This is a genomic window from Leuconostoc carnosum (genome assembly GCF_014207505.1).
GTDB lineage: Bacteria > Bacillota > Bacilli > Lactobacillales > Lactobacillaceae > Leuconostoc > Leuconostoc carnosum.
Genome location: NZ_JACHGL010000003.1, coordinates 1 through 21,877 on the forward strand (window position 1 = coordinate 1; position 21,877 = coordinate 21,877).

Annotated in this window: 19 protein-coding genes; 4 read left to right on the top strand and 15 right to left on the bottom strand. The window is 37.9% G+C overall.

Annotation, left to right across the window (positions count from 1 at the left end; all coding sequences use genetic code 11):
- Positions 1–232 (top strand): hypothetical protein (locus tag HNQ98_RS09185; RefSeq protein WP_221429580.1); only part of this gene is annotated, 232 nt, incomplete at its 5' end.
- 186 nt (positions 233–418) lie between these two features.
- Here HNQ98_RS09185 and alsS read toward each other — a convergent pair.
- The 9 genes from alsS to gatC form a co-directional block, all read right to left on the bottom strand.
- On the bottom strand, positions 419–2,104 hold the full coding sequence (gene alsS / locus HNQ98_RS03630) for an acetolactate synthase AlsS (protein ID WP_014973928.1): 1,686 nt from the start codon (positions 2,102–2,104) through the stop codon (positions 419–421).
- Positions 2,105–2,377: 273 nt separating this feature from the next.
- Positions 2,378–3,697: a GTPase ObgE gene (gene obgE, locus HNQ98_RS03635; RefSeq protein ID WP_014973927.1), complete on the bottom strand. Its 1,320-nt coding sequence runs from the start codon at positions 3,695–3,697 to the stop codon at positions 2,378–2,380.
- A gap of 188 nt (positions 3,698–3,885) precedes the next feature.
- A complete protein-coding gene (gene uvrC / locus HNQ98_RS03640; protein ID WP_014973926.1) occupies positions 3,886–5,697 on the bottom strand; it encodes an excinuclease ABC subunit UvrC in 1,812 nt (603 codons plus the stop codon).
- 109 nt (positions 5,698–5,806) lie between these two features.
- A complete protein-coding gene (gene pyrG / locus HNQ98_RS03645) occupies positions 5,807–7,426 on the bottom strand; it encodes a CTP synthase (RefSeq protein WP_014973925.1) in 1,620 nt (539 codons plus the stop codon).
- A 195-nt stretch (positions 7,427–7,621) separates the two neighbouring features.
- Positions 7,622–9,016, bottom strand: coding sequence for a 23S rRNA (uracil(1939)-C(5))-methyltransferase RlmD (gene rlmD / locus HNQ98_RS03650; RefSeq protein ID WP_014973924.1), 1,395 nt, complete (start codon positions 9,014–9,016; stop codon positions 7,622–7,624).
- A gap of 77 nt (positions 9,017–9,093) precedes the next feature.
- Complete coding sequence (locus tag HNQ98_RS03655) at positions 9,094–10,083, bottom strand: diacylglycerol kinase family lipid kinase (RefSeq protein WP_014973923.1); 990 nt, start codon at positions 10,081–10,083, stop codon at positions 9,094–9,096.
- 173 nt (positions 10,084–10,256) lie between these two features.
- Positions 10,257–11,696, bottom strand: a complete 1,440-nt coding sequence (gatB, locus tag HNQ98_RS03660; protein WP_014973922.1) for an Asp-tRNA(Asn)/Glu-tRNA(Gln) amidotransferase subunit GatB — start codon at positions 11,694–11,696, stop codon at positions 10,257–10,259.
- Between the two features lie 17 nt (positions 11,697–11,713).
- Positions 11,714–13,180, bottom strand: coding sequence for an Asp-tRNA(Asn)/Glu-tRNA(Gln) amidotransferase subunit GatA (gatA, locus tag HNQ98_RS03665; protein WP_014973921.1), 1,467 nt, complete (start codon positions 13,178–13,180; stop codon positions 11,714–11,716).
- Positions 13,181–13,182: 2 nt separating this feature from the next.
- Positions 13,183–13,491 carry an Asp-tRNA(Asn)/Glu-tRNA(Gln) amidotransferase subunit GatC gene (gene gatC, locus HNQ98_RS03670; protein WP_014973920.1) on the bottom strand — a complete coding sequence of 103 codons (309 nt, stop codon included), beginning with the start codon at positions 13,489–13,491 and terminating at the stop codon, positions 13,183–13,185.
- Between the two features lie 230 nt (positions 13,492–13,721).
- On the opposite strand from gatC, the gene rpsO reads away from it, so the two are divergent.
- Positions 13,722–13,991 carry a 30S ribosomal protein S15 gene (rpsO, locus tag HNQ98_RS03675; RefSeq protein WP_013103687.1) on the top strand — a complete coding sequence of 90 codons (270 nt, stop codon included), beginning with the start codon at positions 13,722–13,724 and terminating at the stop codon, positions 13,989–13,991.
- Between the two features lie 49 nt (positions 13,992–14,040).
- On the top strand, positions 14,041–14,292 hold the full coding sequence (gene rpsT, locus HNQ98_RS03680) for a 30S ribosomal protein S20 (protein WP_014973919.1): 252 nt from the start codon (positions 14,041–14,043) through the stop codon (positions 14,290–14,292).
- A gap of 119 nt (positions 14,293–14,411) precedes the next feature.
- Here rpsT and holA read toward each other — a convergent pair whose 3' ends face one another.
- From holA to HNQ98_RS03695, 3 genes are read right to left on the bottom strand one after another with little or no spacing between them, the layout of a single operon-like run.
- Complete coding sequence (holA, locus tag HNQ98_RS03685) at positions 14,412–15,413, bottom strand: DNA polymerase III subunit delta (protein WP_014973918.1); 1,002 nt, start codon at positions 15,411–15,413, stop codon at positions 14,412–14,414.
- The gene (locus tag HNQ98_RS03690; RefSeq protein WP_014973917.1) at positions 15,382–17,667 is read right to left on the bottom strand and encodes a DNA internalization-related competence protein ComEC/Rec2; all 2,286 of its coding nucleotides are present in this window, start codon (positions 17,665–17,667) and stop codon (positions 15,382–15,384) included. The genes holA and HNQ98_RS03690 overlap by 32 nt, the downstream gene beginning before the upstream one ends.
- The gene (locus tag HNQ98_RS03695; protein ID WP_014973916.1) at positions 17,667–18,302 is read right to left on the bottom strand and encodes a helix-hairpin-helix domain-containing protein; all 636 of its coding nucleotides are present in this window, start codon (positions 18,300–18,302) and stop codon (positions 17,667–17,669) included. Before HNQ98_RS03695 ends, HNQ98_RS03690 begins: the two co-directional genes overlap by 1 nt.
- A gap of 387 nt (positions 18,303–18,689) precedes the next feature.
- Between HNQ98_RS03695 and HNQ98_RS03700 the strand changes: the two genes are divergently transcribed.
- Positions 18,690–18,947: a hypothetical protein gene (locus HNQ98_RS03700; protein WP_014973915.1), complete on the top strand. Its 258-nt coding sequence runs from the start codon at positions 18,690–18,692 to the stop codon at positions 18,945–18,947.
- Positions 18,948–18,956: 9 nt separating this feature from the next.
- On the opposite strand, the gene HNQ98_RS03705 is transcribed toward HNQ98_RS03700, so the two are convergent.
- The 3 genes from HNQ98_RS03705 to purR all read right to left on the bottom strand — a co-directional run bounded on the left by HNQ98_RS03705 (position 18,957) and on the right by purR (position 21,796).
- A complete protein-coding gene (locus HNQ98_RS03705) occupies positions 18,957–19,448 on the bottom strand; it encodes a hypothetical protein (protein WP_014973914.1) in 492 nt (163 codons plus the stop codon).
- Between the two features lie 131 nt (positions 19,449–19,579).
- Positions 19,580–20,956, bottom strand: a complete 1,377-nt coding sequence (gene glmU / locus HNQ98_RS03710) for a bifunctional UDP-N-acetylglucosamine diphosphorylase/glucosamine-1-phosphate N-acetyltransferase GlmU (protein WP_014973913.1) — start codon at positions 20,954–20,956, stop codon at positions 19,580–19,582.
- A gap of 6 nt (positions 20,957–20,962) precedes the next feature.
- Positions 20,963–21,796: a pur operon repressor gene (gene purR / locus HNQ98_RS03715; protein ID WP_014973912.1), complete on the bottom strand. Its 834-nt coding sequence runs from the start codon at positions 21,794–21,796 to the stop codon at positions 20,963–20,965.
- Positions 21,797–21,877 lie beyond the last annotated feature (81 nt).

Genomic DNA, 21,877 nt, shown 5'->3' on the forward strand with positions numbered 1-21,877 from the left:
GTCGTGCCATAAGGTAGATCACATAATATCATGTCCACACTCTTATCAGGCAGCTTTGCCATTTCTTCCAACGTTTCACCTTGTAGTAGTTTTACATAGTCCTCCAAATTATATTAAATTGCTTGCTATACAAGCACAACAGTTTTATGCAGCTATTTTTCTGCAAAAAAATAACCAAGCGCGTTGGCTTGATTATTTCAATAATATTATTATTACACATTTTTCAGGGTAAAAGCGGGCACAAAAATACCCGTGTTACTTTAGATGTGTATGCGCATCTGCTAAAAGAAAAAGAGCAGTCTCAACGAGAGCTTGCTCTTAATTTTTTAAACGTCAAGTCCCCAAATGTCCCCAAGTGAGAAAATAGACAATTTTTAAAATATATTATAAATACTTATAAACACTGATATATCAACGTTTATCCTTCAGGTTGAATTAATTGTGAACCTAATTCATAGTTATGAGAATAGTCAACCGGAATATCAACAACTACTGGACCTTGCGTGGCAAAAGCTTCATCCAATACGGCATCTAGTTCATCTGGTCTCGTCACGCGTAACCCTTTAGCACCAAAACTATCCGCATATTTAACAATATCGATATTGCCAAAATCAACACCGGCGGATTGACCGTCATACTTCATCTCTTCTTGGAATTTGACCATGTCATAATGGGCATTATCATTCCAAACAATATGCACTGTATTTAAATTCAAACGTACTGCCGTTTCCAGTTCCATAGCTGAAAAGAAGAAACCACCATCACCAGAAACCGAAACAGATTTAACATTTGGCCGTACCATCGCAGCAGTCATCGCCCATGGTAACCCAACGCCCAATGTTTGCATACCATTAGAAATTAAGAAATGGCGAGGAACGTAAGATTTAAAATGACGTGCCATCCAAATATAGTGTGAGCCAATATCTGTGGAAACTGTCATATCATCAGTAACATGATTTTGGATTGATTGAATAACATCCAATGGATGATTCAAATTCCCTTCTGCAGGCGTATAAGTTGGCTCATCAGAAGCACGCAAATCAGCTTTCAATAATTTCAGAGTTGCTTGACTGTCATCTGGCAAAACATATCCTTTGATGTTGTCTGTCAGAATAGACAAACTCTGCGCTAAATCACCAATCAATTGGCGTTGCGGTACAAAATTATTATCAATTTGTACATGAGTTGTATCTAAAGCAACAATATTAAGAACATTTTCTTTATTCCAGTTACGTGGTTCATATTCGATAGCATCATAACCGATTGTAATTACTAGGTCAGATTGTTGCAATAATCGATCACCAACTTGATTTCGAAATAGACCAATCCGACCAAAGAAAGTGTCAGCTTCCAACTCACGTGAAATCACGCCAGCGCCCTGGAACGTTTCCACAACAGGTAAGGTTGTTTGTTCAAGTAACTGATGTAATGCCGCTACAGTGGCATCATCGGATCCACGCGACCCAACAAGCAACACTGGTAGTTTAGCCTGACGTATTTGCTCTGCTAACCATGATAAATCCGCTAGTGCAGCAGGACCTGACTTGGCTTGATGTACTTTTGGTAACGCATTAATTGATACTGGCGCGTCGTCAACATCTTGTGGTAATGACACAAAAGCAGCGCCTTTTTTAGCGCCATTAGCGGCAGCGAATGCATTAGCTATAATTTCAGATATATTATTAGGATCTTGAATTTCTGAACTGTACTTAGTAATTGAATTAAATAGTGCTACTGAATTTGTTGATTGGTGAGTCAAGCGATATAAATCTTTACGCTGTACTTGACCACCAATGGCAACCACAGGATCACTTTCAGCATTAGCTGTCATTAATCCTGTAACCAAATTACCAACACCAGGGCCAGAAGTAACGACCACTACACCAGTTTTTCCAGTGATTCTAGCAAATGCTTGCGCCATGAAGGCTGCATTTTGTTCATGACGCGTCACAATTAATTTTGGTACCTTCTGACCTGTAGATGGATGTTCTAATGTTTCAAATAAACGATCAATTTTAGCACCTGGAATACCAAAAAGTAAATTAACGCCTTGATTTGTTAGACTATCGACAACGAGATCTGAACCATATTTTTGTTCTGACATATTACTTGAGAGTGAGCGCTGCGCCGTTAAAATTTACGATGTGATCCAACAAAATATACCAATAGTTAAATATCACAAGATAACCAGCGTGGTGACACTCGTTTCCTCCATCATTTGTTAATAACCATATCATAGCACTTTTATATAATAAATTGTGAGTGAAAGATTGTGAAGTTTATCTTTATATCAACGTTTGTAGATTCACAATGTTATTTTTGCACAAAAAAACCAGCTCATAAATAACTGGTTATCTATCATCTATTAATTTTTTAATTAGTCACTGAACTCAAAAACAAAGTCAGAATCATTAATACGAACATCATCACCATCTTTAGCGCCAGCCTTACGTAAGGCATCATCAACGCCCATATGACGTAATTGACGTCCAAAACGCATAATTGTAGCATCCCGCTGAATATTAGTCATCAAGAATAGCTTCTCAACTTCATCACCGCCAACGACCCACTGTTCATCCTCTGCTGACCAATTAATTGTGAAATCATGCTTTTCTGGCTTAAAGTCATAAGTCTTTTCTGTCTCATCAACTTCAATTGCTGGACGATAACTTTCAGGAGATGGAGCTTTTTCAAGCATTTCCGCTGTTAAAGTCATTAATTCTTTCACATGATCACGTGTTAGTGCAGAAATCGGCAGAATAGTTGGTGTCTCTAATAAGCCTGAATCAGCTGCTACTTTTTCTCTAAACTCAATCAAATTCTCAGCTGAATCTGGCATATCCATTTTTGTTGGTACCACAATTTGTGGACGATTAAGAATGGTTTCATCATATTGTTGTAATTCTGTTAAGATTTTACGATATTGTGTATAAGGATCTGTTCCTTCAATACCTGACATATCAACTAAATGTAAAATAACCTTTGTTCGTTCCACATGTCGTAAAAATCGGAAACCTAAGCCAATCCCTTCAGAAGCCCCTTCGATTAATCCGGGTAAGTCAGCCATGACGAAGTCTCGCCCATCATCTAAACGTACCATCCCAATATTTGGTGCTAAAGTTGTAAAATGATAAGCTGCTATCTTTGGTTTTGCATTTGAAACAACTGACAATAAAGTAGACTTTCCAGCTGATGGAAATCCAACTAATCCAACATCAGCCAGTACTTTCAGTTCTAATTTCAAATTACGTAGCTCACCTGGTTCTCCGTTTTCAGAAAGTTCAGGCGCAGGGTTAGCCGACGTCGCAAAATGAATATTACCACGACCGCCACGACCGCCACGAGCTACAACGAGTTCTTGCCCATTCTCTAATAAATCACCTAAAACTTCACCCGTATCAATGTTACTTACTGTCGTGCCTTGTGGCACTTTAATATAACGGTCGTCAGACGAGGCACCAGTCATCCCTTTTGTGCCACCATTACCACCTGGTTGTGCTTTAAAATGGCGATTATAACGAAAGTCCATCAAGGTACGTAATCCTTCATCAACTTTAAAAATAATGGATCCACCGTGACCACCATCACCGCCAAAGGGACCACCCATTGGTTCGAATTTTTCGTGACGAAACGAAACGATGCCGTCGCCACCTTTTCCAGCTTTTACTTCAATTTCTGCTTGATCTACAAATGCCATATTGTTTAGAGCACGCAAGAAAAGTCATTAAGAGGTTCCTAATCTCAGTAAATAGTCATTAAACTATTCAATACGGAACATTGATTTTTCCCAACTCGTGCCTTTTCTCCTTGTCTGCCTATAATTCATGAGCTTGCGATAATTAACACTCTAGTTTAACATAAAACAAACTTTAGTGCGAATAACTGCTATATTTCAGCCTTGAGTCCTGATCCAGTTTGTAAACTCATATGGATCACACGTGCTAGTTTTTCATTAATCCCAATGGCTTCTAATTCTTTAACACTCGCTGCTGCAATTTTTGGTAATGACCCAAATTCACGTAATAACTTTTGTCGTGTTTTTGGTCCAACACCGTCAATTGTATCTAAACGTGAAGCCAGTGAATTCTTACTACGTAATTGCCGATGAAAATTAATCGCAAATCGGTGCACTTCTTCTTGCACACGCTGAACTAAAAAGAAACCTTCTGATTGCTTATCTAACGTTACAATTTGCTCAGTTTTACCATCAATTAAATCAGCCGTCTTGTGTTTGTCATTTTTAACCATCGCTGCGATTGGCACATTTGTCATACCTAATTCATCTTCTAGTACTTCTTTGGCAGCATGTAATTGTATCTCACCACCATCCATCAGAATCAAATCAGGCATCGTGCCACCCTCTTTAAGCAGGCGACCATAACGTCGACGGATAACTTCTTGTGTTTCTGACCATTCATCGGCATGATCAACTGACTTAATTTTATATTTTCGATATAAATCCTTATTCGGTACACCATCATCGAAAACGACCATTGCGCTAACAATCTCAACGCCTTGTGTATGCGAATGATCAAATGCTTCAATGCGATGCCCCAATGGTAGATTTAATGCATTTGTAATTTCAGCCATTGCGCCGGTTGTTTTTTTCTCGTTTAATTGCATTAATCGAAATTTTTCTTCCAATGCAATTCTAGCATTCTTACCTGCTAAATCTAATAAATCACGTTTTTCTCCTCTAATCGGTGTCCGTACAGGTACTGATAACACCTCAGATAATGCTATGGTATCAATGCCTTTAGGTACGAGAACCTCACGTGGTTTTTGAATATTACGCTGTAAATAAAATTGTTGGATAAAGCTGAGGACTTCTTCTTCAGCTTCGCCAACAACAGAAAAAGTACGCTTGAATTGGCGAATTAATCGAGCTTGACGTAAGAAGAATACTTCAACAGTCATCCACCCTTTATCCAAATAATAATTGAATAAATCACGTGGCGTTGTATCTTTAGACAACACACGTTGACTTTCAACAGTTTCATCAATATATTTCAATTGATCTCTCAAATCAGCAGCACGTTCAAATTCTAATGTATCTGCAGCAATTTTCATTTTTTCATTTATTGAACGTTTAACAGTGGCAGTATCCCCGTCTAAAAAGCGCTTAATCCGCTCAATTTGTGTTTGATACTCACTGGCCGACACTTCGTGCCAACATGGTCCTAAACACTGACCCATATTGTAATATAAACAAGGGCGTCCTTGATAACCATTACAACGACGTAAAGGATAATTTTTTTCTAAAAAACGCAAGGTTTCTTGTGCAGCGTAAACGTTTGGATACGGACCAAAATAAAAGCCGCCATCTTTTTTCACTTCATTGACTAGCGACATTTTTGGATCACGTTCTTTGCTAATTTTAATATAAGGATAGCCTGTACCATATTTTAGTCGAATATTGTAATATGGTTTATACTTTTTAATCAACTCATTTTCTAACAAAAAAGCTTCTTTATCAGAATTAGTAACAATAAAATCAAAATCAACAATATTTTGGACTAGCTCGGCTGTCTTGCCATCATGATCTTGCTTGAAGTAAGAACGTACACGATTCTTTAGATTTTTAGCTTTACCAACATAAATAATTTTATCGTTTTTATCCTTCATTTGATATGACCCAGGTTCTGCTGGCAGTAACGTGAGTTTTTGTTCGATGTGTTTCGAGGGATTTGCTAACATAGTTTTATTATACCAAGCCTTGTATACTTTTTGGCAAAATAAAAACACGCGTTCGCGTGTTCCTACTTATCATTCTACTAAATGAATGATTTAAACATTTAGTCATGTATTAACCTTTGCTTTGTTGCAGTGCTGCTGCTACAAAATCACGATACAAACCTTCTGGTCGTTCAGGGCGTGATAAGAATTCTGGATGGTACTGTGCTGCTACAAAGAAATCATTTTTCGAATATTCAATCACTTCCATCAAACGATCATCTGGTGATGTCGCTGCAAATACCATACCTGCTTGTTCAAATTCCGCACGATAACGTGTATTGAATTCGTAGCGATGACGATGACGTTGTTGAATCTCATCAACATCATCATAAGCCTTAGCCGTCAATGTGTTTGGCACCAACTTAGCAGGATACAAGCCAAGACGTAATGTGCCACCCAAGTTTTCAATATTTTCTTGATCTTTCATCAAATCAATAATGGGTGCAGTTGTTTTTGGATCTAATTCAGTTGAGTTTGCATCTTGATAACCCAAAACATGACGTGCAAATTCAACTGATGCTAACTGCATGCCCAAGCAAACACCTAGGAATGGAATATTTGACTCACGAGCATAGCGGATAGCTGCAATTTTACCTTCCGTACCGCGGGGACCAAAGCCACCAGGAATCATAATACCATCAACGTCCGCCAACAACTCTTCAACATTTTCTGATGTTACAGTTTCGGACTTAATGTGCTTAATATGAACATCAGCTTTCTTCGCATAACCAGCATGTTTCAAAGCTTCATTTACCGAAATATAAGCGTCTGGCAAGTCAGTATATTTACCAACTATCGCGATATTAACTGATTGCTGAGGGTGTTTGATATTTTCAACCATCTTAGCCCAATTATCCATATCAGCTTTTGGTGCATCAACTTGTAGTTTATTTAGAACAACATCATCCATTCCCTGCGCCTGTAAATTCAAAGGAATTTCATATAATGTTTCGACATCACGAGATTCGACTACGGCATCTGCCTTAACATCTGTAAATGTTGAGATCTTCTTTTTCAAACTGTCTTCAAGTGGTTCTGATGTCCGTAGAACAATCATATCAGGTTGAATACCTAATGATCGTAACTGCGCCACCGAATGTTGTGTTGGCTTTGTTTTAGCTTCACCAGCAGCTGTTAAGTAAACAATCAAACTCGTATGAATGTAAAAAACATTTTCACTGCCTAAATCTGATTTCATTTGGCGTAATGCTTCAATAAATGGCAAACTTTCAATATCACCAACAGTACCACCAACTTCAACAATAACCACATCAGCATCTGTTGATTCCGCAGCTTTTTTCATCTTATCTTTGATAGCATCAGTGATATGCGGAATGACTTGAACTGTACCACCATTATAATCACCACGACGTTCTTTTGCTAGAACCTCAGAATAAATACGACCAGTAGTCACATTGGAATACATGTTAGTATTGATATCCATGAACCGCTCGTAATGTCCCATATCCAAATCTGTTTCCAGGCCATCACCTGTCACAAAGGTTTCACCGTGTTGGTAAGGTGACATCGTACCTGGATCAATATTAATATAAGGATCCAACTTTTGAATTGCGAGCTTTAAGCCACGATTCTTAAGCAAACGACCAAGTGATGCTGCTACAATCCCTTTGCCAAGAGATGACACAACGCCACCGGTAACGAAAATGTATTTGACTTGTTTATCTGTCATGATGCCTCCTCATGATTCAGCGCGATGCGCGCACAACGTTTCAGGGGTAAAAATAAAATAGAAAAGCCCCCAAGATTACCTTGGGAGCTTTTAACGTCTGTCCCAATAAATGGGAGCCCTAATATATAATACAGAGTTAACCTATATTTGTCAAATATTTATTTAAGTTGTTACACAATAAGTCCCAAAACATGACTACTTGTTAACACGCTTAAATACTGTAATAGCTTCAACATGCGTTGTTTGAGGGAATTGGTCAATAGGTTGTACAGGACCATCAATTTCAAACCCTTCGTCCAAAATTTGAACCGCATCACGTGCTAATGTCGCTGGATTACAACTAATATAAACAAAAGTCTCAGGTTTCATCGCACTCACTGCTGAAATCAGTTCTGCTGTCAATCCCTTTCGTGGTGGATCAACAAAAACAACATTTGGTTTTAGACCTTCTGTTGCCCATTTTTCCATTTGTTCGGGTGCATCTGCTGTGACAAATTCAACATTATCAACATGATTATTCTTAGCATTCTTTTTGGCATCAGCTACAGCATCTGCCACAACCTCAACACCATAAACTTTCTTCACCTGGTCAGCGATTGATAAAGTAATTGTTCCAATACCAGAATAAGCATCCACCACAATATCAGTTGGCTTCAAATTAGCTTTTTCGGCTGCTAATGAATACAATACCGCCATGGTTTGTGGATTAACTTGATAAAACGAATTAGGTCCGATAACAAAATCTTTGCTCATTAATTGGTCATGAATTTCATTAGCACCCCAAATAGTCTCATTTTGTTCACCCATAATCACGTTATTGTCTTCATGATTAATGTTGTGGATAAAGCTCTTTAATTCAGGGAGTTTTGCCTGTAACTGTGTAGCAATTGCCTCTGCTTCTGGTAACTTTTTACTATGTGTCACAATAACTACCATTAATTCATATGAATAGTATCCACGGCGTGCCATAATATGACGGATAACACCTTTTTTAGTCGTCTCATCATAAGCTGAAATGCCTAAATCACGTAAAATATCTCGTGTCACAGTCACTGCTTCATCAACTTTTTCATCTTGAATATAAAAATCTTCAATTGGTACCAGTTTATGTGATCCGCGACGGTAAAAACCAGTTTCCAAACGACCATTTATCATTTTTACTGGTACTTGTGCCTTATTTCGATACCTATATGGATTTTCCATACCAATTGTTGCATTTACATCAACATCGATATTAACTTTCTTAAATAATTGCACAACCTGTTCCTGTTTAAAAATTAATTGTGCGTCGTATTTCAAGTTAGCTAGTGGTGCAATACCAGTTGCAATAGCATCTTGATTCACATTTTCGGCACGATTAGGTGATGATTGTATGCGCTTTGATACACGTCCAAAAGCGTAACTCTTCAATACTTTTGTAATACCAACTCTAACTATTTCACCAGGAATTGCATCTACCACAAAAATAGGAAAGTTATCAATTTTGATAACCCCCATGCCTTGATAGGTTATATCCACGACAGTAGCTTCAACCTCTTGATTTTTGACTACTGGTGCCTTCTCTTTGTATACACGATTAGCTTTTGCCATAATTTTTTGCGTATCACAATAATAACTTAATGTGATACTACTTTCCTTTCAGGGTTTTTCGACACCCACTTAAAATATTAGTTCGTATTTAGCTTTTCAACATCTTTTACAAACTGTTGTGCTTTCTGAGTAGAAATAGTAGCTGCTTCAGGCATCCCTGATCGATTAGCAACAAATTCAATATGCTGCTGAAGATCATTAAATACCATTGGCGCATCGCCACCATACTCACCATCTAAGTTGACTTTCAATTGATCATCATCAAGTGGTGTGATTTCTACTTTACTGGTTTTTTTGTAAATCATTTGTGAATTATCAATATGCTTGCCACCATTTAACATTTGAGCAATCATTTGTAAAATTTGCGCCAAGTTCGACTCTTTAATGATTAACAGTGTAAATTTACCATCATCTAATTTAGCATCAGGAACGATTGACTCAAAACCGCCCACTGAGTTCGTTAGCGCCAAAAAAATCATTGATATTTTACCAGAATATTCGCCATCATCGTACGTTACCTTGGCATTAACTGGCTTAATACGCGTAATTAATTCTGCACCCTTCACTAGATATGCAACGTAACCATACAAAGATTTCATTAAAGAAGGTACAGTGTAAGTTACTTCACTAATCGTTCCCAACGCTGCAATATTCATAAAATATTTTGTTTCATCATGATTGCTCACTTGACCAATATCCATCTTGATCGTCTCATGTTGAAAAATGACCTTTGCAGCTTCTAACGGTTCATCTCGTGGCAATTTTAAAGCACGGGCATAATCATTGGTTGTACCGGCTGGAATAACAGCCATCATGGGTCTTTTAGTTAATGGGGCTAATCCATTAACAACTTCATTGATTGTACCATCACCACCTGCGGCTACAATCAAATCAAACCCTACCTTTGCTGCTCGCGCTGCTTCTTTTGCTGCAGACATTGGTTCTGGTGTAGTAGCAAAAGCGGACGTCTCATAACCTGCTTGTTCGTATACTTGTAATATATCTAACATTTCACGTTTGATCGTTTCGCGCCCTGACGTTGGATTATAAATAATTCGTGCTTTCATTTTAAAGTGTGACCTGACAGCTGTCTGCAAGATACTAGTGAACAAATAGTTTTTCTAATTATCAATTAGAAAAACTATTTGTTCACTAAAATCATTACACTGTCCAACACGTTTCCGTGCACACTATCCTTTCATCATACTATGTACACAGGCCAAAGCCTGATTAAAAATTATTATCGTTTTGCGAGTTCTTCTAACAGCAGCTTATTCATAACACCAGGGTTGGCTTGACCTTTAGACATTTTCATCAATTGCCCGATCAAATAACCAGTTGCACGGTCTTTACCGCCCTTAAAGTCTTCAATTGACTGTGGATTATTATCCAAGACTTCTGTGATCCAGCCAAGCAAAACTGTTGGATCACTAATCTGTACTAAGCCATTTTTCTTAGCAAAAGCTTCAGGTTCTTCACCCGTCATGATTGCTTCAAAGACTTGCTTAGCTTGCTTCGTTGAAATTGTGCCAGATTCAATTAATTTAATCATTCCTGATAGATGTTCTGGTGTTAATTTTGTCTCTTGTAGTTCGACTTGATGCTTGTTCATGTAGGCATTAACATCCCCAATGAGGTAATTGGCTGCGCGCTTAGCATCAGCACCATCAGCCACTGTGGCATCATAAAAATCAGCCATTGCCAAAGTCTGTGTTAAGACTTCGGCATCATATGGCGCAATCCCAAGCGTATCAACATAATCTTTTTGACGTTGACTAGCTGATTTTGGCAACTCGGCTGCCACTTCAGAAATCCATTGTTGGTCAATCACAACGGGTGCTAAATCAGGTTCGGGGAAATAACGATAGTCATCAGCCCCCTCTTTCACACGCATCAACATTGTTGACTTTGTTGGTTCGTTGTAACGACGCGTCTCTTGTTGAATAACGCCACCTGAACGTAATACTTCTGCTTGACGTTGCTCTTCAAAAATTAAAGCATTACGGACATAGGTAAATGAATTAATATTCTTCATTTCTACCTTCGTACCATATTCGTTAGAACCATAAGGACGAATTGAAATATTGACATCAGCACGCATTTGTCCTTCTTGCATCTTAGCTTCAGACACACCTGTAAACAAAATAGCTTGGCGTAATTGTTCTAAGTAAGCATACGCCTCATCAGGTGAAGCAATATCTGGTTCTGATACAATTTCAATCAAGGGAGTCCCTTGACGATTCAAATCAACATATGAATAGCCATCATCACCATGGGTATTTTTACCCGCATCTTCTTCCACGTGCATTTCTTTAATCCGTACACGTTTGATTGTGCCATCGGTCAATGTCACATCCAAGTGCCCATTGGTTCCAATTGGTGTTTGTGATTGTGTTGTTTGATATGATTTCGGATTATCAGGATAAAAATAATTTTTACGATCCCAACGAATAAAAGGTGATACTGTCGCATTCAAAGCTAATGCCACCCGCATACCATATTCCAACGCCCCTTTGTTGGCTACTGGCAAAACACCAGGATAACCAAAATCGATGACGTTCGTGTTTTCATTCGGCTCATCACCATAATGTACCGGTGAAGGTGACAACAGTTTTGAGTTTGTTTGCATCTCAACATGGACTTCAAGCCCAATTGTTGTTTCAAAATTTCCAGTTCCCATTAATGTGTCCCTCCTTTTTAATATGCTTTAGCAATATCTGGCTTTTTTTCAAAAAGACGACTCGCTTGTTCGTAAGCAAAACCAGTTTGATAAACTGTTTGTTCATCAAATGGCTTACCAATAATTTGCAAGCCAACTGGCAAGCCATCGACAAATCCAGCATTGACTGATAAGCCTGGCAATCCAGCTAAGTTCACCGGTATCGTCAATACGTCTGCCAAATACATCGCTGTTGGATCATCAATTTCTTCACCCAATCCATATGCCACTGTTGGTGCAGTTGGTCCCACAATGACGTCATAATCTTCAAAGACTTTATTGAAGTCCTCAATGAGTAAGGTACGGATTTTAGCTGCTTTCTTAAAGAAAGCATCATATGCACCTGCTGAAAGTGAGAAAGTTCCTAACATAATACGACGCTTAACTTCGTCTCCAAAACCTTCTGATCGTGTTTTAACGTACAAATCTTCCAGCGTTTTAACATTATCAGCACGGAAACCATAACGCACACCGTCATAACGTTGTAAGTTCGATGAGGCTTCGGATGACATAATAATATAGTAAGCAGCCACACCATATTTTGTATGTGGTAAAGTCACTTCATCAACTATGGCACCTAACGCCTCTAATTGTGCGATAGCAGCTTTCACCGTTGCGGCAACTTTAGGATCAATACCTTCGCCAAAATATTCTTTCGGTACGGCAATTTTAAGGCCTTTAACATCTCCCGATAACTTAGAAGTGAAATCTGGTACATCACGATTAGATGACGTTGAATCTTTGGCATCAAAACCAGCAATCGTATTTAATACCAAAGCATTGTCTTTTACAGTCCGTGTAAATGGTCCGATTTGATCTAATGAAGAAGCCATAGCAAAGAGCCCCCAACGGGAAACGCGACCATATGTTGGTTTTAAACCAACAATACCATTAAATGCTGCAGGTTGTCGGATTGAACCACCAGTATCTGATCCTAATGCAAATGGAACTAGTCCTCCAGCGACAGCTGCCGCTGAACCACCAGATGAACCACCAGGCACCTTAGTGTGATCCCAGGCATTAGTCGTTTGCTTGTAATAAGACGTCTCTGTAGAACCACCCATAGCAAATTCATCCATGTTAGCCTTACCCACAGAAATCGCACCCGCATTTTGTAGCTTATCAACAACTGTTGCATCATAAACTGGCTTGAAACCTTCCAAAATATGTGATGCACCAGTCGTTGGGATGCCTTTGGTTGACAAATTATCTTTTAAAGCTACCGGTAAACCAGACAAAACATGCGTAAACTCACCTTTTTCGTCAATCTCACTGGCCTTTTTCATAGCTTCTTGTGCATTTGTCGTGATAAATGCATTCAGCTGATCATCTGTCTTTTCAATATTATCTAATGTAGCTTGTGTTAACTCAGTAACTGTTATTTCTTTATTCACTAATTTATCGTGCAGTGAATTCAAATCATTATCAAAAAAATTAATTGTCATGATTACTTTCCCTCACCATCCAAAATTGCTGGTACCTTAATTAAGTCGGCAGCTGATGATGATGCATTGCTCAGTAATGCCTCTTTTTGGTGCCAATTATCGGCAATATCATCACGTAAATGATTAATATTTTCTGTCACTGAATAAGTTGGTTCGACATTGTCAGTATCCACTTCACTAAGTGTATTAAAGATATTTAAGATATCGCTCAATTGCGTTGTAAATTGCTCAAGTTCAGCGTCATTAAATGCTAACTTAGCTAAACTAGCAACATGAGCAACTTCTTCTTTGGAAATGGTTGTTTCAGACATTTACTTACTCCTTTAAATGTGTTTCAGTTCTCTTATTTACTACTGCAACTAAAACTTTTTGTTATACTTAATCATTTTACCATAACTCCCTACATCTCTCCTCTTGCATTTTAATGATAATCGCGTATAATTAATCCTGTTGTAGAAACAACGCGACCGACCACTTTGTTTAGCGTCTCACCGTCGCTTTACACAGTTCTCGGCGACATTTTAGAAAGGTGGATATGATTATGGCCCTTACACAAGAACGTAAGAACGAAATCATCACGGAATATGCTCGCCACGAAGGCGATACTGGTTCAGCTGAAGTACAAATCGCAGTTTTAACTGCTGATATTAACGAACTGAACACACACATGGCAGCTCACAAGCATGATTTCCACTCACAACGTGGATTGATGAAGAAGATTGGTAGCCGTCGTAACTTGTTACGTTACCTCCGCAACACTGATATTCAACGTTATCGTGAATTGATCCAACGCTTAGGTTTGCGTCGTTAATCCTCGGATTACATGAAAACCTCGTATCAAATTTAAGGAGAAAAGACATATGCCTGTTATTGAATCAGCTATTCAACGTGTTCGTCTTGCTAAGAAGCAACACGACCGTAATGAACCTCAAGCCAGTGCCTACCGTACAGCTGTTAAGCGTTTTGAAAAAGCTGCAGCTGCTGGTGAAGACAACTTGGCAGAATTGTACAAGACTGCTTCTTCAGCTATTGATCACGCCTACTCAAAAGGTTTGATTAAGAAGAACAAGGCTTCACGTGAAAAGTCACGCCTAGCTAAGTACGTTAAGTAATCAATAAAAAACACGTAGATTTTTAAATAATCTACGTGTTTTTATTTATACTCGAATGATAAAAAAAGCACCTGAGAAGTTCTTCACTTCACAGATGCTTTTTATCATAGTCACTATCACTACATCGTATCATTTAATATAAAACGTTCAAAAAGTAATTCTGGGTCTTGTGCCGTTGATTTCAACTGAACTTCAATGTCAACCATGCCTAAATACCCGGAACGTAAAGCTTTCGCTGTATATTTTTTTAATGCTTGCTTTGCTAATTTGACTCGATATGGGTGCACTCCGAGTTGCCTACCAATTTCTTGTTCAGTACCCGAAAGACCCGCTACTTGAATCAACAAACGAAATTGTCCAGTCAAAACTGCATTAATACGTAAAGCCACTTCCCCATTTTGTAATAAATCACGATAAATCATGAGTGCTGACTTAATTTTTCTGGTCATCACCGCATCTACTAAATCAAAAACATTAGAAGTCAATGTTTTTGGCACTAAACCAGTTACAGCTGCTAAATTAATTCTTTTACTCGCCACCGTATAGGCAATTAACTTTGGTAATTCATTTTGCATAGTTGTAAAATGAGCGTTGGTCCTTAACGTTAATTCCTGCAATGCATCTTGATCAATTTTATAGGCACGTTGATTCAATTGTTGCATAATTGCTTGTTGCGCTTGTTTTTCAGTTAAGGCAGGTAATTCAATATGTTCTGCCACTTTAAGTAACTGTTTCGTAATTTTTTTACGTTTGTCAACTTTCAAATCATTAATGAACAATACCACAACATTTTCAGCAACAGGACGTTCTAGTAACTGCAAAAATTGTGCTTGAGTATGCTCAGTTAATTTCCCCTTTGGTGTTAAAAACTCAGGATTTTGAACAATGATGACCCGCCGATCACCAAAAAAAGGCATTGACATTGCATCGCTTATCACATCATCTAATGACTGATTGGTAAGATTGAATTGTGAATAATTCATATCTTGATCAGCAACCGAAATAAGCTGTTTAAAAGCAGATTGTGCGCGTTGAATCAATGCTTCTTCATCACCAATGACAACATAAAAATTTGCCAAAGCATTATTATCAATGTTCTGCTGTAGTTGTTGTAAATTCATCAGTTAATTTGACCTTAAAATGACCCTTTTCTCTGAAATAACTATATTTTATCATACCATGCGCCTGTGTATTATAGACAAGAATCTGATTATCTTGAGCAGTCTTTAATGTTTCCTCACTGGGGTGATTGTAACGATTATGCCGGCCAGCCGATACAATTCCAATCTGTGGGTGCCAACGTTTCATAATTTCTGGATTAGTCGATGTTTTAGAGCCGTGGTGCCCAAATTTAATTAAATCAACAACCAGATTTGGATAACGATTGGCTATTGCAACCTCACCATCTTGATCTAAATCGCCAGCAGTAAATAGTTGCTTGCCACCTATCTTACCAAACAAAGCAATAGAGTTTTCATTATCAGCTTCACCAGCAACAAATGGATGTAAAATCTGTAATGGTAATTTGGGTACCTTTGTTCCAGCGATTGCTTCAATAACTTGCGCTTTTTTCAAATAGGGTTGTATTTCTCGCATATACGCCTCTTTTTTCATCATACCTGCAGGCAGAATCACATATTTAACTGACATTTTCTGTAAAATAATTTTAGCGTCACCGATATGGTCAAAATCCTGATGAGTTAAAACCAAGTGGTCCACTCGCGAAATACCACAGCTATGTAAATAATTAACTATCACAGCTTCACCATTTGTTTGTGTAAAACGTTGCTTCTGCCAATTTTTTTGCTGACCAAAAGTCACCTTTCCACCTGTGTCAATAAGTGTTACCGTACGATTAAATGGTGTTCGAATCAATGCAGCATCCCCCTGCCCAATATCAAATGTCGTCAGTTCACCATGTACTGGAAAATGTGTCCAAATCAAAGTTATTGCAAATATAGTAGGCCATAATACTCGTGAATAAAGGGCGACTTTCTTTTCTCTTACAAAACACAACAAGCCTGCTATGAGTAATAACAAAACAAATAACCAAGGTATTTTACCTACAATTAGATCTCCCGGCCAAGTTGCCAACCAATCTAGTGTTTTGGCAAAGCTAGCAATCGTTGCATTCATCCAATAAACCACCCCAGTAACTGATTGACCAAAGTAACCGATCATCACACATGGTACAATCAATGTACCAAACACCGGTATTGCCGCAAAGTTAGCGCATGTTTGTAAGAGATGCCAATGATATTGTTGCACAACAATTAAGGGAAAGCTGACAACACTCAATAATAAATTGACCTGCCAAAAATTAAGTTTTTGTGTAAATAATAAACAAAAAGTCAGAGCAAATGATAATTGTCCGCCTAAAGTTAATAAAATACCCGGTGCATAGATTAAACTACCTAATAAACTCAGTGCCCAAATATTGAATGATTTTATTTTACAATGGCTCGCTTGCTGAAACATGAGTAGTAATCCAGCAATTAGTGCTCTAACCAATACTGCTGGCTCACCGGCAAAAATGAAATACATAATTAATGCCAGTGCCCCAATACCTGAAGCAATTTCTTTTGGTATATACAATCGTTTAAAACCAGCCATTAATAGCATCAATAAGTATGAAACATGAAAGCCAGAAACACTAAATAAATGTATAAGCCCCAATACCTGGACACCAGGATTATTTTCATACAGCGTTTGTGGCGTTTTTCCCAAAATTAATGCCTGGGCATAGTCACTTAAAGGTTGCGGTAATTTTTCAGCATTTTGCAAACTCATCGCATGCCATATATGCAGTTGATATCGGATTTTTTGGTACCAATTTTTTGCTTGTCCGCTATCACAATGCAAAAATTCAACATTCGCTTGATGTGTTATATGCTTAGTTTCATAATATTTTTGAGCATCAAATTGATTGAAATTCGTTGCTGGTTTTATTCGAGAAACTTTGGCACTGGCACTAAACCGTATAACGTGCGTTTCACATAGCCAATTATTTTTTTCTGTTTCAGAAGTTAACGTGTAATATAATCGGACAACTTGACCGTTTTCAAGATGCGCATCTGTTTTTAATTTATCCCCATCTATATTGACGCTATCTGGGAAAATAATGCCATTAATTTGTTGTTTATCTGGATGTACTTGACTGATTTGTTGTTTTAAATCATGCGCATCATATATAAAATATAGCGTGAATGGCACAGCCAAGCTCAATAACAAAATGAACAAGTAACGATTAAAATTAATCATTAATAAGAGTACACAAATCAACATCAATGTTATCGTTATGGCATTGATACGATAAATAACTGCCCCAATAGCAGCAATCGTCAAACTAACTAGTAATAAATGACGTCCTGGCATTAGACTGTTATTTTATCTTGGATGGCTTCGAAACGTTTATCACCAACCCCAGCAACTTGTTTAATTTCTTCAATCGATTTAAAACCACCATGTTCGTCACGGTAAGCAATAATTTGTTCAGCTTTTTTTGCGCCAACACCCTCTAAAGTTTGTAATTCCTCAATTGTGGCCGTGTTTAAATTAACCTGAGTCTGATTACTATTAGTATTTGGTGTATTGGCTGTTGAATGATTTGGTAAACGCTCACCTTTCACCGGTATGTAAATCATTTGACCATCAGTCAATTTTTGCGCTAAGTTGACTTGGTTTATGTCTGCTTGTGCAGTCACGCCACCTGATCTAGCAATCAAAGTTTGCACGCGTGGGTTATCAATAATATCATAAACACCAGGCGTCTTAACAGCACCTTTAATATCAACCATAATCGCAGTAGTTGATTTAACAGTAGATGACGTGCTGCTAACCGTATCGCTAACACTACTCACAGCCTTGGCACTATAAGCTGCTACTGGGGTATTTTCTGTTCTAGTGTGCACTAAAAGAAAAATCCCGCTAACTAAAATCACGAAAACTATAGCTATTAATATCTTATAATCAGCTAATTTATTTTTTATGACATCAAATGTATCCATCATAGTATTTACCTCTATGATATGATACGATAATTTGTTTGTCAGCACTAAAAAGCACCTAACAAAAGTTAGGTGCTAGTTCGGCATGTAGAATACGCTTCTACGGGCGGTTATTGGTTGTCACGCCAACAACAAAGTCGCGTCACCGCAGTGCAAGCACTGTTAGTCATGGTGAGAAAACGGCGGTTCCACAACCACCATTAACACCTGCATCTATACGAGATTTGTGATTAAACACGGCAGGCCGCCTTCGGCGCTAATTTTTCAAGCGCTTCGACTCATCGCATAAAACAAGTATAGCATATAATTAAGAAAAAAACTATTCAAATATATATCATTTGATTGATCAACATGATGCTATCACTAACACAAAGCTGATATAATAACTATATGATTAAACTAACAAAACTTGAAAAACATAGTATTCGACGTACAGCCAATCCAACACATACCGTTATGGCAGATCTTTACATACCTAACTTTCATGGTGATACTCGACAAGCCATTGCCGAATATGTTATTGATACCTATGACCTAGGTGTATTAAATAGCGTAAAAAACTCAACCACACGGCATGTTTTAGATTTTACCGCCATCAGCGGCAATCAAATAACACGTACCACTGGAAAAATTGAATATATTGACTAAACCCAATGTTTATTCTTTTGTTTCCGTTGCGGTTTCTTCTTTTTCTAATTCTTGTTGTACCGTCACAATATGTGCTAGCTGTTCATCAAACCAATTTGAAATTTTACTTTTGACGCTATCTGATTCATCAAGATAAGCAGCCACTGAACTAGCTAAACTAATTTTCAATCGCGACTGACTGACATTTGGATTTTCTACAATCATGTATAAATAAACGTCATTGTCTTCTTTTTCGGTCAAGATAAGCTTTTTTAATTGGTTCGTATAACGTAATGGCAAATTAATAACATTAGTTTCTAAACTTAACGTTGTCCCATCTTCTTCTATACCGCCATTAATTTGTACTTCAAGGTGCATAAAAGTATCAGCTTGTATATGTTCATCTAAGCCGTCAAATAACTCATCTAATGCAATTTCTGTCCCATCCTCAAGAACATAAATCGCACTATAGTAACCATTTTCTGAGATATTTGTTAGCGCCTTTTCGCCTGTAATTTGCATAAAATTGTCCTTATCAGTGAATTCTAAGTATGATTTACTATATATTACCTGGCATCAAAATACAAAAACTATAACAGCACGTTGCTACCAATTAACTGGTAGCAACGTGCTGTTATTAGTCAAGATTGACATCATTTTTTATGTGGCATACGTTTCCAAAAATCATCTTTATTCGTTTGGCGTGTCCTTGCAATGCCCATTGCATGTTCTGGCACATCATTAGTAATCGTCGAACCTGCAGCCGTAATGGACTCAGGCGCAATATGAACAGGTGCTACCAGTTTTGTATTAGAACCAATAAATGCACGATCGCCAACCGTTGTATTTGATTTATTTACACCGTCATAATTAACAAATATGGTACCAGCACCGATATTGACATCTTCGCCAATCGTAGCATTGCCAATATATGTCAAATGACCAGCCTTTGTATTAGCCGCTAATTTAGCCTGCTTAACCTCAACAAAATTACCAACATGAACGTAATTACCTAACTCAGCATCTGGACGTAAATGCGCAAAAGGTCCAATAGTCACATGATCGGCTACTACGGCAGCTTCCATATGTGATGATGTGATCGTTGTCATGTTACCTATAAGACTATCTGAAATTCTTGATCCTTGTGTAATCACACTATTCTCACCAATTTTAGTGTGTCCCAAAATAGTCACGCCACCTTCAACAACTGTATCTTGTCCGATCACAACATTAGCATCAATATAAGTATGTAATGGATCCAATAATTCAACACCAGCAAGCATTAACTTATGATTGATTCTTTCCCGCATCACATGATTAGCTGTTGCCAATGCTACACGGTCATTAACTCCCAAGGATTCTGTAAAATCTTGTAATGTGTGGGCACCAATTTGCTGATTTGCCTGGCGCAAAATATTCAATGTGTCTGGTAAATAGTACTCACCCTGCGCATTATCATTTTTAACTTCTGCTAAAGCCTTAAATAACAACTTATTATCAAATATATAAACCCCAGTGTTGATTTCACGAATTCTTCGTTCAGTTACACTGGCATCTTTTTGTTCTACAATTTTTAATACTGTATCATCATCTGAACGAACAATTCGACCATACCCAGTTGGATCATCAGCAATCGCTGTTAGTACAGTCACTGTATTATTTGACTTTTTGTGTTCAGCAATAAATTCTGCTAGTGTTTCAGTACGAAACATAGGTGTATCACCAGACATAATCAAGGTAACACCTTCACTATCAACTAATTGTTCTTCTGCCTGTTGAACAGCATGACCAGTTCCCAACTGTTCTGACTGAAGCACAAAATCACTGCGTTTGCCTACGTGATTTTGAACACTTTCTGCACCCACACCAATTACAGTAATCGGTCTGCGTGTGGATAATGGTTCGACTGCATCTAATACCCAATCGATCATTGTTTTACCAGCTACCTGATGTAACACTTTAGGTGTCACTGATTTCATACGAGAACCATGTCCCGCTGCCAATACTAAAACATTTACTTCATCAATCATGAAAAATTATGCCTCATGTTTATAAATTTCTTCTAGATAGTTTCCTGCAGTCACTAAAATTGGTTCACCATTTTTCAAATTAGTATCAACGTGCAATAGTGATGTAAACCGATCAAGTAACCTTGTTGTAGAACGTCCTTCGGCAAAAACAGCTGTTCCAACCACAGTGCCATCAAATTCACTGACCAACGTTTGCATGCCTTGTATTGTGCCGCCAGCTTTCATAAAATCATCCACAATTAAAACACGAGAACCGGTACGTAATGAGCGTCTTGACAATTCCATTTTTTCAACACGTTTCGATGAACCCGTTAGATAATTGACCGATACAGTTGGTCCTTCCGTTACTTTGGCATCATCGCGGACAATGACAAATGGCACATTTAGCTGTTCAGCAACTGCTTGAGCTAATGGGACCCCTTTTGTGGCAGCAGTCATCACGGCATCAATATTATCATGTAAATATTGTGTTGCAATTAAACGTCCAGCTTGGCGCAAGACATCCGGACGGCCCAATAAATCAGATAAATAAACATATCCACCAGGCAACACACGTGTTTCGTCATTAACTTCCTGACGAATTCCTTCAATAAATTCTTTAGCTTCTTCTTCTGTCATATATGGCGTAAAACGCGTACCACCTGCTGCACCTGGTACTGTTTCTAATAAACCAGTGCCACGTTCATGAAATGTACGTTTTAAAATAGATAAATCCTCAGAAATAGAAGATTTCGCTGAATCATAACGCTTAGCGAAGTAAGACAAAGATATTAGTGTACGTGGGCGCTCAAGCATATAGCGCGCCATATCAACAAGACGATCAGAACGACGTGTTTTCATATTATATAACATGCCAAAAACATATTTAGCACGTATTCTCCTTTATAAGTAGTCATATTTAAATTTAATTATAACAGTATT

Excerpts from the sequence above, each read along its gene's own strand:
- alsS (WP_014973928.1), bottom strand. The coding sequence starts at position 2,104 with ATGTCAGAACAAAAATATGGTTCAGATCTCGTTGTCGATAGTCTAACA.
- obgE (WP_014973927.1), bottom strand. The coding sequence starts at position 3,697 with ATGGCATTTGTAGATCAAGCAGAAATTGAAGTAAAAGCTGGAAAAGGT.
- uvrC (WP_014973926.1), bottom strand. The coding sequence starts at position 5,697 with ATGTTAGCAAATCCCTCGAAACACATCGAACAAAAACTCACGTTACTG.
- pyrG (WP_014973925.1), bottom strand. The coding sequence starts at position 7,426 with ATGACAGATAAACAAGTCAAATACATTTTCGTTACCGGTGGCGTTGTG.
- rlmD (WP_014973924.1), bottom strand. The coding sequence starts at position 9,016 with ATGGCAAAAGCTAATCGTGTATACAAAGAGAAGGCACCAGTAGTCAAA.
- HNQ98_RS03655 (WP_014973923.1), bottom strand. The coding sequence starts at position 10,083 with ATGAAAGCACGAATTATTTATAATCCAACGTCAGGGCGCGAAACGATC.
- gatB (WP_014973922.1), bottom strand. The coding sequence starts at position 11,696 with ATGGGAACTGGAAATTTTGAAACAACAATTGGGCTTGAAGTCCATGTT.
- gatA (WP_014973921.1), bottom strand. The coding sequence starts at position 13,180 with ATGACAATTAATTTTTTTGATAATGATTTGAATTCACTGCACGATAAA.
- gatC (WP_014973920.1), bottom strand. The coding sequence starts at position 13,491 with ATGTCTGAAACAACCATTTCCAAAGAAGAAGTTGCTCATGTTGCTAGT.
- rpsO (WP_013103687.1), top strand. The coding sequence starts at position 13,722 with ATGGCCCTTACACAAGAACGTAAGAACGAAATCATCACGGAATATGCT.
- rpsT (WP_014973919.1), top strand. The coding sequence starts at position 14,041 with ATGCCTGTTATTGAATCAGCTATTCAACGTGTTCGTCTTGCTAAGAAG.
- holA (WP_014973918.1), bottom strand. The coding sequence starts at position 15,413 with ATGAATTTACAACAACTACAGCAGAACATTGATAATAATGCTTTGGCA.
- HNQ98_RS03690 (WP_014973917.1), bottom strand. The coding sequence starts at position 17,667 with ATGCCAGGACGTCATTTATTACTAGTTAGTTTGACGATTGCTGCTATT.
- HNQ98_RS03695 (WP_014973916.1), bottom strand. The coding sequence starts at position 18,302 with ATGATGGATACATTTGATGTCATAAAAAATAAATTAGCTGATTATAAG.
- HNQ98_RS03700 (WP_014973915.1), top strand. The coding sequence starts at position 18,690 with ATGATTAAACTAACAAAACTTGAAAAACATAGTATTCGACGTACAGCC.
- HNQ98_RS03705 (WP_014973914.1), bottom strand. The coding sequence starts at position 19,448 with ATGCAAATTACAGGCGAAAAGGCGCTAACAAATATCTCAGAAAATGGT.
- glmU (WP_014973913.1), bottom strand. The coding sequence starts at position 20,956 with ATGATTGATGAAGTAAATGTTTTAGTATTGGCAGCGGGACATGGTTCT.
- purR (WP_014973912.1), bottom strand. The coding sequence starts at position 21,796 with ATGAAAACACGTCGTTCTGATCGTCTTGTTGATATGGCGCGCTATATG.